The sequence below is a fragment of the Porphyromonas canoris genome, assembly GCF_000769115.1.
Lineage (GTDB): Bacteria > Bacteroidota > Bacteroidia > Bacteroidales > Porphyromonadaceae > Porphyromonas_A > Porphyromonas_A canoris.
This window is the reverse complement of record NZ_JQZV01000008.1, coordinates 109,449-123,044: the sequence shown is the minus strand read 5'-3', so window position 1 is coordinate 123,044 and position 13,596 is coordinate 109,449. Positions and strand designations below refer to the sequence as shown.

The window sequence follows — 13,596 nt, the reverse complement described above, 5'->3', positions numbered from 1 at the left end:
CGACTTGCATGTGTTAAGCCTATCGCTAGCGTTCATCCTGAGCCAGGATCAAACTCTTCTTTGTCATTTTGTTTCTATTTTATTCCTATGCTCAGTATCCTTAATATATTTCCCAGGTAATAGTTGACGGGTAATGTCCTCTACTTATGTAGATTCTTCCCTTGTACTACTTGTTGAAAATCTTGTATCCAATATATCTATGATCTNTTTCCCAGGTAATAGTTGACGGGTAATGTCCTCTACTTATGTAGATTCTTCCCTTGTACTACTTGTTGAAAATCTTGTATCCAATATATCTATGATCTTGTCTTTGCCACCGGGATTTCCCGTTAGCGAATGCAAAGGTAGGAAGAATATCTTGAACGTACAAATACCTCCAAGTAATTTAGCAGCAAAAATATCCACAAGAAACACCCAACCACCTGTTTATCAAACAGAAGAATGAAACAACAAATTGCATAAAATTATTTTCAGAGCAAGGATTTTGCTTCAAAAACTTCTTCAACCACTTTTTTCGATAAAAAGAGTTGGTTTGAATCCGTTTTTGGAGACTTCATTTTTATATATTCCATCCCGAAAAATGCTCACTTTTTTCTTGCTCTCTATTTTGATCGAAAGGGTTGTTTTCAGAGGCTGATCAGAATGTTAAATCGCCCTTGTTTTACTCACATTTATTAACCAGAAAAAGTCATCAAAAACAGTAAACGAGCATATTGTTTCGGCTTAACGTGTTTAATTTTTCAGTAAACACGTTTAGTGATTTCATTAAACACGTTTACCGAATTCGATTAACGTGTTTAGAATTTTCCTTATAGTATTCATTTCTAATGATTTAGATTTTTAGACACCAAAAGAAGAGATTTTACGGCACCTTCTTAAATTAGAAAATATTTACATCAAACCACTCAAAATTCAACACATATTAACTCAAAAACAAGCCCTAAATCCGTCCGAGAGGAGAAAAGTTCAGAAGAATTGATTTTCAGTAATAAGCTAATCGACAAACAGATAAGGCAACTCCAATTTTTAGCAACCCCAAAAGACGATGAAAGAAGAAACTTTTAGAGGAGCCGTTGTCAACTCCATTTTTATATAAAAGCTCCCAACAAAAAGAGGCAAAATCGTGATACGATTTTGCCTCTATACGGGTATTAAAAACTGATTACAAATCCACTTAAAAGATCATGCTGACCAAGACGAAAAGCCAGTGAGCAATAACGCCTGCTATGAGACCGCCAATGGCATGGGCTCCAATGGCTTGAGATATGAGCTTGCGGTAGCCGAGAGAGTCGAGCATGGCTGTATGAGTGCTTAGGAAACCACTCCAACACATACCCATTGCAGTGAAGACCGCCACGGCGTTTCCGTCCAATATTCCTTGCTCAGCAAAGTTAGGCACCAGGCCAAGTGCAGCTCCAACAGCTCCAAGCGTTGTTATCGGGAATGCTATAAGGCGTGAGTCTTCAAATCCGAAAAGCCACTTGAACAGGAAGTCCACTTTATCTGCCAAAGCAGGAAGCAATCCCACTCCTTCAAAAGCGTCTCCATTGAAAGCACCATCCGCACCAGGGCCATTTGTCAGCATCATTACCGCAGTAGAGATAATGAGTACACCGGGAATGATAGCGATACCCAAGTCCACCCCTGTCTTACCTCCATCCAGAATAGCATTGAGCATACGGAGAAAAGCATTCTCTTTTTTCTCTTCCGCTTCGACGTGTTCGGTGCCTTCGAGATCTACCGCCGAGTCCATTTCGGGATACCGTTTAAGAGTAAAGCGTTGCATGAGTCGCGTGGATATTATACTACCACAAAGTGCTCCAAAGAGTCCGACCAAAGCACCCGATGCATAGCCTTTACTCGCCATGAAAATAATAACCACAAGACCCATTCCAAAGGCTGTACCGAAGTTGGTTAAGGATACGAGCTGATACTTCTTGAAGTATCTGCAAAACTTACGATCCTTTGCAAGAGAGATGATAGCCGGATTGTCCGAAAGGAATGTCAGGATACCACCCAAAGCAGAGACGCCCGGAAGATTGTAGACAGGACGCATCAACGGACGGAGCACACGCTCCAGCATGTCCACCACATGAAACTCGACCAACAAACTGCCGAGCGCACCACTCAATACGGTAATACCCATGATGTAGAAGACGGTATCTATAAGCAGACGAAAAGAGGTGTTCATGATGGTGTTCAGCATATTTGCCAATCCCATCTGAGAGCCTATATAGCCGAAAACAGCAAAGAAGAGCAAAAGAAAGATCCCTGCCTCTAAAAAGTGACGCAAGAATTGAGAATTCTTTTTGGAAGTTGGATTCATAAATTTATTCAGATAAGCGTATTATATTTTTTCGATTCAAGATTCTACCGGCTAAAGGTAAAGGATTTGCAGCATGCCTTTCGAGTGAACGAAAAGCTTAGTTTCCAAAGAAAAACATCCTCCAAATCGCCTGCAAAGTAACAACTATTTTTGCAATCGGCAATCGGAAGGATGTGCAAATTTTAATATCTTTTTTCTTCCTCTAAAAAGTTAGAATGGATCTGTTCTTAACTTAGGGTTAGAGTTGTAGCTCTCCTGCCCCTTCTCTTATAATCTCTATCTCGTCCGGATCCATCAGTCTGACAATGGTGGTTCTCTCCATTGCTCCCTCTCCTGCATCCAGAATCAAATCCACCTTTTCTCCCCACTCCTCTTCTATAAGTTCGGGATGGTAAAGATATGCCTCATCTTCATCCGCTTTTGCAGAAGGTAGAGAAGCCGTAATGAGAGGCTCATCCCTGAGAGCAAAAAGTGCGTTAATGATACCTCCTTGAGGGATACGAACACCGACTTCTTTCCTTTGCTTGAAAATCTTAGGCAGACTTCCCCCCGCCGGCAATACAAAAGTAAATGCTCCGGGAACATTCTGCCTCATAATGGAAAAAGAGGCGTTGTCTATCTTGGCATAGGTACTTGCCTGGGAAAGATCTTTACAAACAATGGTCAAAGGCGTTTTGACGGATTTGATGAGCCCTTTTATATCACAAATTGTCTGTACAGCATGCGGCTGGAGTGCATCTCCAACAAGGCAATAACGCCCATCCAAGGGCATGATGACAACTCCTCCGTGAGACAAAATCTCATCTACTTGAGCGATAACACTGCTCTGGGGATTATCTTCAAAAACTCTAACTAACATAAGAATCTACTTTTCGTCAAGATTAAAAAAGAAGGAATATCGCAGGATGTTTGTGCAACCAATCGGAGAGATCCTTCTCTTTCTTCCATTCGGTAAGGCTTTTTGTTACTACTTTTTGTTGTTTATCGTCCGTCAGATTCACGGCAACACATAAACGCAGCTGTGACGGAAGCTGTCTGACTAACTCTTCTATCAATTTTACGTTACGGTATGGAGTCTCTATAAAAATCTGGGTTTCGTCCTCTTTGGATATTCTTCGCTCCATCTCTTTTAACACCGATGCCCTTTCTCTATCATCTATCGGGAGATAGCCTTTGAAAGCAAAGCGTTGCCCATTAAAGCCGGATCCCATAAGTGCCAACAGGATAGATGAGGGCCCCACCAAAGGTATCACCTCTACTCCTTTCTTGTGTGCCCACTCCACTATGCGAGAACCGGGATCGGCAACAGCAGGACAACCTGCCTCGGAAAGCAGTCCGACACTATACCCTTGAAGCAATGGATCTGCCAGCTCTGCAACGCTTTCTTGAGGATTGTGCTTGTCCATCTCTACTATAACCAGCTCGGAGATATTCAGCTCCGGCAGTGCAAACTTCAAGAAACGCCTTGCCGTGCGAGCATTTTCCACAATAAAGTGCTTCACACTGCGTATCACCTCGATATTGTATGGTGGGATATAATGGGAAGATGATACTTCCGACAGCGCGGAGGGAATAAGATAAAGTTTTCCTTTCACAATAATAAAGAGTGTGCCGTAAGATGAGACAATATGATGGCGGAAGCTACTCCGACATTGAGAGATTCGGCGGAAAAAGAGCGAGAGGAACGGGGAATTGTAATTGTATGATCTGCCAACTGCTTCAGTTCGGAAGAGAGTCCTCCTCCTTCATTTCCCAATAAGAGAAAGATGGTATCCCTTTCCGGCTTCCACTTGTAAAGACTCGTGCCGGTCATATCCGTAGCAATAATCTCCGATGTCGATTTATCTTTATTGAAAGACATCCAACCGGGCAGATCAACATCTCTGTAAAGCGTTACCCCTGCAAGAGCTCCCATGGAGGACTGCACCACTTTGGGAGAAAAAGGATCCACACATCCCTCTCCCAAAATAAGAGTAGAGCAACCATGCCACTCGCACAAACGGATGATAGTGCCCATGTTACCAGGATCTTGTATTCGATCTAAAACAGGGATAACACCTTTAGGTAGGGTTTGAAAATCAAGCTCTTTCTGTAAGGGCAAAGAGAATACCGCAACAGCTTCTCGCGGTGTTTGAAGAGAAGAACACTTTCTGAGCCGGACTTCATCTATCTCTCTTACTGCCGAAAAAGGCAGGGAAACAGAGTCCGGAATAGGGAAAGAGGGATGACAAGCTATGAGATGGAGATCAAAATAAGGGAGTAACTCTTTGATTACTTTCCATGTCTCTGCCACAAAAAGTCCATGCCGGTGTCTATATCGAGCGTGTTGAAGAGAAGATATCAGCTTGACTTCGTTGTTCGTTATCGGCTTCATCTGATTCTGCATAAATTGGTACTCCGATCAATAGTGGCTCTGCAACCACTCCTTCAAAGCAGGCATATCGGGGAATACTCTGTCTGCTCCGTTCTCTCTTAACACTTCATCATGTATAGGACCCGTAGCAACTGCTATTGTATAAGCACCGGCAGAGGATGCACTCTGGATTCCAAACGGAGCGTTTTCTATAACCAAAGTCTCCTCCGGAAGTGCTTCAAACATCTTCATTCCCTTCTGATATGGTTCCGGAGAAGGCTTTCCCCTCTTCACATCATCTCCTGTAACAATATGGGAAGTGGAAACATATCCTCCGAAATGATGCTTTAACTTATCAAGAGAGGCTCGCTGAGAGCTTCCGGTTACCACTCCTATATTCCATCTTTTTTGAGAGGCAAATTCAAAAATATCCGTAATCCCCGGAATGAGTGTATTCACATCCGCACTCTCCATAAAGCGAGAAGTCTTATAGCTGTATATCTCTTCCACAAGATGCTGTGGCGGCTCTGTCTGAAATGTTCTCAGATATAGATGACGAATGGTTTCTCTTCCTGGCTGACCTTCAAACAGGTAAAACTCTTCCGGCTCGGCTTTCAGTCCATAATTGTTGGTAGTCTCCAGCCAAGACGAAACGTGGACAGGCATGGTATTGAAGAGGACACCATCCATATCAAACAGTATTGTAGAAACTTCTTTGGGATACATATCCGGATAGTATAGGCTTTAAGTTCTCTCTCTGATTCGTCCTGCTCCCAAATAGGTTCTGCTATAATATCTTTCCGAAAGCGAACTTATGGTAATACCGGTCTTAGTGGCTGCGTGCACAAAAAGATCATTGCGCAGATAAACACCCACATGAGACGCTCGACCTCCGGATCTGTTATTGATATTAAAGAAGACTAAATCTCCCTCTTTAAGTTCGGCTCTTTCTATGGGAACGGTTTTATCCATAAGCGATGCGGCAGACATTCGTCCGATGGGAATTTGATAAACCGCCTCATAAAGACTCATCACGAAACCGGAACAGTCTGTTCCTCTTTTCCCGACACTGCCATATCTGTAAGGGACGTTTCTCCAATCGGCTATAAAAGCATAAAGCAGCAGATTGTCTTCTTGAGTAACCGGCATACCTATCTCTACAGATATTTCTTGAGCAAGGTTTGCCATTTCTCGTGCCTCTATCTGAGACAATCTCACTTCGGGGGGAAACGTAACATGTTGAACGGGAGCTTTTGTTGTTCTACAAGAGCTCACGGTAACAATATACAGACATACGATAAAAAGCCAGACTTTACGATTCATGGGAGATACTCTTTAAGATATCAGCAAAACCGCTAATACTGTTTGCTATAAACACAATAAGGTCACTCTTTCGGGAGCGACCTTATTATGATATTTATATCTGCCTCTTCTCCATTTCTCTTTGACATTTCCGACAAGAGTTTCCGGAGATTTGGTCTTGAGTTCGTGAGTTTGCCTATACTCTCTTATTGAGCAACAGAAACAAACGAACGATCGTCTTTCTTACGAGTAAATACTACCACTCCATCAGTAAGAGCGTAAAGAGTGTGATCTTTACCCATGCCCACATTATTACCCGGGTGATGTTTTGTACCACGTTGACGAACGATGATATTTCCTGCCTTTACAGTTTGACCACCATAAATCTTAACGCCAAGTCGTTTACTTTCCGACTCACGTCCGTTCTTAGAACTACCTACACCTTTTTTATGTGCCATGATTCAAATGCTTTCTTTTAAGTGTATAAAAATAGGACAAACGTTATGCCACCACTTCTTTTACAGTAACTTCTGTAAACTGTTGACGATGACCTTTAAGTCTGCGGTAACCTTTTCTTCTCTTCTTCTTAAAGACAAGAACCTTATCTCCCTTTACCAATGGAGAGATTACTTCGCATACAACCTTAGCGCCTTCTATGTGCGGAGCTCCTACTTTTACAGCTCCATCGACATCCACCAAAAGGACTTTATCAAACTCGACTGTTGCACCAGCTTCTACATCTGCGATGTGGTGAACAAACAGTCTGCGGCCTTGTTCTACTTTGAACTGCTGGCCCTGCATCTCTACAATTACGTACATTTATATATTATATTGTATAGTTAGCAGCCTTGAGGGTGAGCTTATTCGGTCGGTATAAGCACCATAAGAACAGTTCTACTTATCTGACCCTACAAGGGAAATTCGCTGCAAAGGTAAGTATTATTTACGTATCATACAAACAATTGGGAACAGAAAGCCTCAAATCCCCTCTCTCGATTCCCGGATCAGCTTCTTTCTTAGTCTTGAAGGCGTTTCACCGAACTGCTTGCGGCAGTAGACCGTAAAGTGAGAAGGAGAAGAGAAACCGAACTCCTCTATTATATCTGTAAAGGGAACTTCTCTTCTTGAAAGGCGTTCTTTTATCACCTCGCCCTTTTGCTCCAACATCCACTGGTAAGGAGTTGCATTGAATGCTTCCTTAAACAGCTTGTTGAACAGGCGCAATGTGATCCCTTTCTTCTGTGCCAGCTCTTGTACCGTATTCACTCGCAGATAGTTTGTCAAGACAAACTCCTTGAAGTCGATCTCCTCTCTGAGTAGAGGAGCAAGGAAAGAAGCCAACGGTTCTTTCTCATAATAAGATCTCAGAACGAAGAACACTTCTCGAAGTTTGGCATCCATTATGACACCACACTTCAAACCATCTTCTCTGTACATCTTAAGACTTTGGAGAGCAACGTTGAGAGGCTCTACGATCGACAGCACAGACACTTCATACGAAGTCGGAGCATAACATTTGAGAGCTCTTATGTTAAAGTTCTCGCACAAGCGAGCCGGACGATAAAATTGCAAATAATACAATTCACAATTGGATTCAAATGTAAAAGCATAAGAGACCACCTTGTCTATGAAGACCATTGTATTTTCTGTCAACAAAATACTATTCTCTTCGCTATCCGAGTAGCGCAGGCGACCACTCTTTAAGAAGACGATACCGTAAAAGTCGCTTCTATCCACGTAAAATACACTACCTTCCTCTCCGCTCACACACTCAAAAGAGCAGGAATACTCTTGCTCATAGTGTTTACACTCAAAGTGGTGTTGAAGATCCGGAACACATCTTTCTTGTACCATATTAAACATCTGTTTTTCCGGTTATCTGTATTACCAATAGAGATAGCCGGAAACGGGTAATAACTTTATATCAAATTTTTAATTGAGATCTCCTCCATTTAACTAACAAGCTGAGAGGAAGTCCCATTATACAGAACAATACTGACTGATTCTTATACAATACTTAGTGTAACAATAGAAGGACAGTGCTTTTACCATCCTTATTCCCAGCCACATCCCCTCCTGAAATTACATATAGTGTCTCTCTTTAGAATTTCTGCTTGGCAAAATTACGCAAAAAGCATGAATAAGAAAACTTTTGGTTATAATTTAATATTTATTCAGCTTGATTCTTCTCAAAATTTCACCTGTTGCGATCGTCTTATTACAGCTTCTATCAGTTCGGGAGTACATATTTGACCTTCTCCCAAAGATGTATTTCTTTTATAAAAACGCTCAATAATTTCATTTCCCACCTCCGGATCGACATTTTTTTCAAGCATGGATGTTGCTAGACCTAAATCACGGAAGAATTTTACGGTACGCTCTATTGCCCTTAGAGCCAGCTTCCTTTCATCCTTTATATCTGTAATATGCCAAACTCGCCGTGCATACTGAGCCAGCTTTTCCTGTTTATGGTCAAGCAAAACATACCACAGATGCGGCAAAATCATCGTCAGCGTTTCGGCATGAGTGATAGAAGTCAGAGCCGTTATCTCATGTCCGATAAAATGAGTAGCCCAATCCGGTACCACCCCCATGCCGAGGAATCCATTTAGAGCGATGGTTGCCGTCAGCATATATTCCGAAGCCGTATCATAATCCAACTCTTCCTTGACGCATTTCGGTGCAATATCTATCAACTGTTTCAGCACACCCTCTGCCATTCTGTCCATGATACCGCTTTGCGGAAAAGTAAGATACTGTTCCAAGACATGCACATAAGCATCTGCAATACCGCATGCACGCTGTCTCTGCCCCAGCGTTAAGCAGAAAGAGGGATCCATGAATGATACTACGGGGAAACCGCAAGTGACGGGAAACTTCTCCCCTGTCCCCTTATTCGAGATCACCGCACCACTGTTCATTTCCGAACCTGTTGCGGGTACCGTAAGCACCGTATATAAAGGAAGATATGTCTTACATACTCCGGCTCGTGTGATCTCCCATGGATCCGCATCCGTTGTAAGAGCTGCCGCTATCAGCTTACAGGCATCGAGAACGCTCCCTCCGCCCACAGCCAACACGCAGGTAGCATTAAAAGATTTTCCTTCCGCAACAGCCGCACGCACAGTTTCCACTGATGGATTAGGCTCTATACCCCAAAACTCATGGACCGTATATCCCGACAGAGTCGCTTTCACCTGATTATAGACTCCGTTGGAGCGGACAGATCCACCTCCGAAGCAGACCAAAACGCGCTCTTTTTCCGGTATAAACTTATTCAATTTGGCTACACAGTCTTTGCCAAAAACGATTCGAGTAGGATTGTGAAAAGAAAAATTCTTCATTGTTCAATATATGTTTTCGTGTTTAGCAAATATAGCCAAAAGATATGACAGGTCTATGCTTTTTTTAGTATGTTTGTACGATAAAAGATACTTGGACCGTTCAGTAAAACCGTAATACAAATTATTATGAATACTCATCATCCCATAGTGGAGCGTTTCTTAAGATATGTATCTGTAGATACTAAGAGCGATCCTACCTCAAACGATACCCCCAGCACCAAGAAGCAGTTCGACCTTGCCAAGCTACTCAAAGAGGAGTTGGAGACACTCGGTTTGGAAGACATTTCATTAGACGACAAGTGCTACCTCATGGCTTCTCTTCCTGCCAACACAAGCAAGAAAGGAGTTCCGACCATAGGCTTTGTGGCACACATGGATACGGCTCCCGACATGAGCGGTAAGGATGTCAAGCCAAGAATAGTCCCCTTCACGGGAGAAGCCATAACACTCTGCGAAAAAGAGCAGATCCTGCTCTCCCCTGCCATGTTCCCCGAAATGAACAGGTATAAAGGGCAAGAGCTTATCGTTACGGACGGACACACTCTCTTGGGAGCCGATGACAAAGCCGGTGTGGCAGCCATCATGCAGATGCTTCACTACTTCAAAGAGCATCCGGAGATAGAGCACGGCACCATCCGGGTAGGCTTCACGCCGGACGAAGAGATCGGTCGCGGAGCAGACTTTTTCGATGTAGAAAAGTTCAAGGCAGACTTTGCATACACCATCGATGGTGGAGAAATAGGAGAGTTGGAGTATGAAAACTTCAATGCGGCAGGTGCAACCATTGCCATACGAGGCGTCAATGTGCATCCCGGATATGCCAAAGGCAAGATGGTGAACGCTCTCCTCTTGGCGATGGAACTCAATTCGCTCCTTCCGCCCATCACGCCTGCCAATACGGAAGGATACCAGGGATTCTTTCACCTTATCGGGATAGAAGGAGGCGTGGAAGATGCCAACGTACAGTACATCATACGAGATCACGACAGAGAGAAGTTTGAAAAGATGAAAGAGCAACTCACTCAAGCCGTGGAGACAATCAATAAAAGATACCCGACAGCCAAGTGTACGCTCTCGATGAAAGACCAATATTATAATATGCGTGAGATAGTGGAACCTCGCATGGAGATCGTTAATCTTGCCTCCGAAGCGATGCAGCGTGTGGGAGTAACACCGAACATCAAGCCCATCAGAGGCGGTACGGACGGCTCTCGTCTCTCTTTCATGGGACTGCCCTGCCCCAATATCTTTGCAGGCGGGCACAACTTCCACGGCAGATATGAGTTTATTCCCATTCCATCGCTCATTAAAAGCTACGAGGTTGTTTGTGAAATAGCCAAGCTTGCAGCCGAACAAACCAAATAGATACTACATACAAATTACTTATATACATACAACAACAAAATGAAAACAACCCCATTTACATCCATTCATGAGTCGTTGGGCGCCAAGATGGCACCATTCGCGGGCTTCAACATGCCCATAGAATACAGCGGCATTACCGATGAGCACCTCAATGTTATCGAGAACATGGGCGTGTTCGATGTCTCTCACATGGGAGCATTATGGGTATCCGGGCCAAACGCTCTACCTTTTCTTCAGAATGTTTGTAGCAATGACATCTCCAAGGTGGCAGTAGGCAAAGCGCAGTACAACTATATGCCAAACGATAAGGGAGGTATTGTAGACGACTTTATCCTCTACCATTACGAAGAGAGCAAGTATATGCTTGCCGTAAACGCTTCCAACATCGAGAAAGACTTTGCCTGGTTGCAAAAGCACGCTACGGACGGTGTAATCCTCGAAAACGGATCCGATAACATCGGTATCCTTGCCGTACAGGGACCAAAGGCAAAGGCTGTGTTGCAAAGCCTCACTCCGGTAAACCTTGACAATATCCCTTTCTACGCGTTTGAAGTAGGGGAGTTTGCGGGCGTGAAGAATGTCATCATCTCCAACACCGGCTATACCGGAGCAGGCGGTTTTGAACTATACTTCTACCCTGAAAACGGCGTTACCATCTGGAATGCACTCTTTGAAGCAGGAAAAGATGCAGGCATCAAGCCTACCGGTCTTGGTGCAAGAGACACACTTCGTTTGGAGATGGGCTACTGTCTGTATGGCAACGACATCGACGAAACAACCAATCCGCTCGAAGCCGGACTCGGTTGGGTAACCAAGCTGACCGACGACAAGAAGAACCTTCCATCACGTGAGATCTTGGAAGCAACCAAGATCAACGGCCCCGAAAAGAAGCTTACAGGATTTGAAATGGTGGGCAAAGGTATTCCTCGTCACGGCTATGAGATTGCAAACGAAGAGGGCAAAATCATAGGTCATGTTACTTCCGGCACCATGTCTCCTGCCTTGAAGAAAGGTATCGGACTCGGCTACTTGGAAAAAGCTTACACTGCTCCGGACTCCAAGATATTCATTGTGGTTCGTGGAAAGCAGATAGAAGCAAAGGTGATAAAGCTGCCATTCCGCAAATAATAAGATATTAGGGTCTTGCTAAGACCCTTAGACGGCTACGTTTTTTGCTTGTCTAAAAATTTGGGTTAATATGGAGGAGAGAGTTCCGGTTTCGGACTCTCTCTTTCTCTTTATGGGATTGTAATGTTTCCTGTACGTATTAAGAAAATCCTCCGAACCCGTTTATTTTTTCCCTTTAACCTGTTCAAAATTCAAAATCAAGCTCCGATGTGTAAACATCAAGTCTCGCTTTTTATCCATCAAACCCTGATTCGTAAAAATCAAGCCTTGATTTTCAACTCTGAACGGCTTTGAAGAAACTTTTATACCCTTTTAGCTCCACTTTTGATAGTGATAACCGGAGTTTAAGAATAAGGCAAAAGAAATCTCAAAACAAAAAACGCAGCCCGAAGGACTGCGTTTCTGTCTCGAATAGAACCTCTTAAAAGTAGAAGATCTTCTATATCCGGTTTTGTACGGAGAGTAATTTCCTAATTTTTCAGACTCTCTACTCCCACAAGCAGACCATTTGCAATGAAATGACCTCCGGCGCTCATTTTAGAGATAGTATAGGTCTCTTGGCTTCCCTCGACCTTGTCTATGGCAATGAGTCTGTCCGTTCCGCCCATGATGGAGAAGAGGTCGCCCACTCTTATCTTGCCTATATTTTCAAAACCTTTATACTGTGCGGACTTTTGCGGACGGAGCGAAGCCCAGCCTTTTTCCTTGAGCATGAAAGGGTGATCCTGCGTTGTGATGATCTCTCTGCCACTTTCAAATCTGTATTTTACCAGTGCATGGTGTACGGCTTTTTCCAGTTTTTCCACCTTCGCACTCTTGATCTGTCCGGAGGCTGAATCCCAATAAGCCACATCGTCTCCCACTTTAAGCTCCTCGATAGGCTTTTCCGACCGGTCGGACATCAATACCGGCGTTCCTTTTGCCAGACAGTGAACATCTATGCCGTCAAAGAAAATCTCGGATATTACAACGTCATCGTATTTATCGCCTTTATATACTTCCAAGATCTCAAACTTTATCGTCCAGTCCGGCTGAGCGCTCAGATCTTCGTCCTCTTTACCGGTTAGCTTTCCTATCGGAGGCACTGTGAATGTCTGGCTGCCCCGTACATCTTTCAGGTTCAGTATCGCATACGGCTTGTTGTCGATATAGACTTTGAGTTTCTTTACCCTCGAATTGTCCTTCCACGCAGCCTCGCTTTTGACATATCCGTTTACTACAATTATTTCGGTTATTCTCGCACTCTCTGCCCCAAAAGTATATAGCAGATACTCTCCTATTCCATATCCTTTTGCTCCTTCAGCCCATACGTTCAGATAGTTGAGGTCATGTGCGTTTTCAGCTTTATAGTTTACTTTCCCTTGCGGTTTGAGTGTACTGGACGCGGTTACTGCTTTAGGACCTCCTCCGCAGTACCAGGAACACCCATCTCCCAGTATATCCCAGTAGTTATCTGAAGCCATTTCGTCGTAGCTCTCAAGGATCTCCTTTTCTGCCTTGCTGAGGCTTTCGTAAGTTACTTTATCCGACAGCTTGCTCGATATCTCACGTGCTTTTTCCCGTTTTTGGCTGTACTCCTTGGCAGCTTGCGGGCTTAGGTTCAAAATCTCCACAGATGTAGGGTTAAGCTCTTTCACTTCGGGAGGAGTGGCTTGAACGAAGAGAAGCAGAGCCAAGAGCAGATAGATTCTTTTCATATTGATATTTTAATAATTGGTTTTCCTTATTCCGAATGGAGCGGCAATTTACGAATAAATTCTTTTGAAAAGATTGTCGAC

General features: G+C 43.6%; 13 protein-coding genes and 1 rRNA gene. 2 read left to right on the top strand and 12 right to left on the bottom strand.

The features are described 5' to 3' along the window. From HQ43_RS04335 to HQ43_RS04285, 11 genes are all read right to left on the bottom strand, one after another. Nucleotides 1–64: ribosomal RNA gene (locus HQ43_RS04335) — 16S ribosomal RNA — on the bottom strand; the annotation flags it as partial. A gap of 1,110 nt (nt 65–1,174) precedes the next feature. Continuing rightward, a complete protein-coding gene (locus HQ43_RS04330; protein WP_036790166.1) occupies nt 1,175–2,326 on the bottom strand; it encodes a CD0519/CD1768 family membrane protein in 1,152 nt (383 codons plus the stop codon). A 238-nt stretch (nt 2,327–2,564) separates the two neighbouring features. Then, nucleotides 2,565–3,185 carry an L-threonylcarbamoyladenylate synthase gene (locus HQ43_RS04325; protein ID WP_036790164.1) on the bottom strand — a complete coding sequence of 207 codons (621 nt, stop codon included), beginning with the start codon at nt 3,183–3,185 and terminating at the stop codon, nt 2,565–2,567. Between the two features lie 22 nt (nt 3,186–3,207). Continuing rightward, nucleotides 3,208–3,921: an SAM-dependent methyltransferase gene (locus tag HQ43_RS04320; protein WP_036790162.1), complete on the bottom strand. Its 714-nt coding sequence runs from the start codon at nt 3,919–3,921 to the stop codon at nt 3,208–3,210. Continuing rightward, a complete protein-coding gene (locus HQ43_RS04315; protein WP_036790225.1) occupies nt 3,918–4,700 on the bottom strand; it encodes a TrmH family RNA methyltransferase in 783 nt (260 codons plus the stop codon). The genes HQ43_RS04320 and HQ43_RS04315 overlap by 4 nt, the downstream gene beginning before the upstream one ends. A 27-nt stretch (nt 4,701–4,727) precedes the next feature. Beyond that, nucleotides 4,728–5,405, bottom strand: a complete 678-nt coding sequence (locus HQ43_RS04310) for an HAD family hydrolase (protein ID WP_036790160.1) — start codon at nt 5,403–5,405, stop codon at nt 4,728–4,730. Nucleotides 5,406–5,423: 18 nt separating this feature from the next. Further along, nucleotides 5,424–6,002 (bottom strand): C40 family peptidase, encoded by a 579-nt coding sequence (locus HQ43_RS04305; protein ID WP_052079511.1) that lies wholly within the window; start codon nt 6,000–6,002, stop codon nt 5,424–5,426. Between the two features lie 185 nt (nt 6,003–6,187). Beyond that, on the bottom strand, nt 6,188–6,439 hold the full coding sequence (rpmA, locus tag HQ43_RS04300; protein WP_036790158.1) for a 50S ribosomal protein L27: 252 nt from the start codon (nt 6,437–6,439) through the stop codon (nt 6,188–6,190). Between the two features lie 43 nt (nt 6,440–6,482). Then, the gene (gene rplU / locus HQ43_RS04295; protein WP_036790157.1) at nt 6,483–6,800 is read right to left on the bottom strand and encodes a 50S ribosomal protein L21; all 318 of its coding nucleotides are present in this window, start codon (nt 6,798–6,800) and stop codon (nt 6,483–6,485) included. A 159-nt stretch (nt 6,801–6,959) separates the two neighbouring features. After that, nucleotides 6,960–7,835 (bottom strand): helix-turn-helix transcriptional regulator, encoded by an 876-nt coding sequence (locus HQ43_RS09455; protein ID WP_052089973.1) that lies wholly within the window; start codon nt 7,833–7,835, stop codon nt 6,960–6,962. A 335-nt stretch (nt 7,836–8,170) separates the two neighbouring features. Further along, nucleotides 8,171–9,325, bottom strand: a complete 1,155-nt coding sequence (locus HQ43_RS04285; protein ID WP_036790155.1) for an iron-containing alcohol dehydrogenase — start codon at nt 9,323–9,325, stop codon at nt 8,171–8,173. 126 nt (nt 9,326–9,451) lie between these two features. On the opposite strand from HQ43_RS04285, the gene pepT reads away from it, so the two are divergent. Both pepT and gcvT read left to right on the top strand, forming a co-directional pair. Continuing rightward, nucleotides 9,452–10,690 (top strand): peptidase T, encoded by a 1,239-nt coding sequence (pepT, locus tag HQ43_RS04280; RefSeq protein WP_036790153.1) that lies wholly within the window; start codon nt 9,452–9,454, stop codon nt 10,688–10,690. A 39-nt stretch (nt 10,691–10,729) separates the two neighbouring features. Further along, nucleotides 10,730–11,818, top strand: coding sequence for a glycine cleavage system aminomethyltransferase GcvT (gene gcvT / locus HQ43_RS04275; protein ID WP_036790151.1), 1,089 nt, complete (start codon nt 10,730–10,732; stop codon nt 11,816–11,818). Between the two features lie 470 nt (nt 11,819–12,288). On the opposite strand, the gene HQ43_RS04270 is transcribed toward gcvT, so the two are convergent. Beyond that, nucleotides 12,289–13,515, bottom strand: coding sequence for an NADase-type glycan-binding domain-containing protein (locus tag HQ43_RS04270; RefSeq protein ID WP_036790149.1), 1,227 nt, complete (start codon nt 13,513–13,515; stop codon nt 12,289–12,291). Nucleotides 13,516–13,596: the final 81 nt, after the last annotated feature.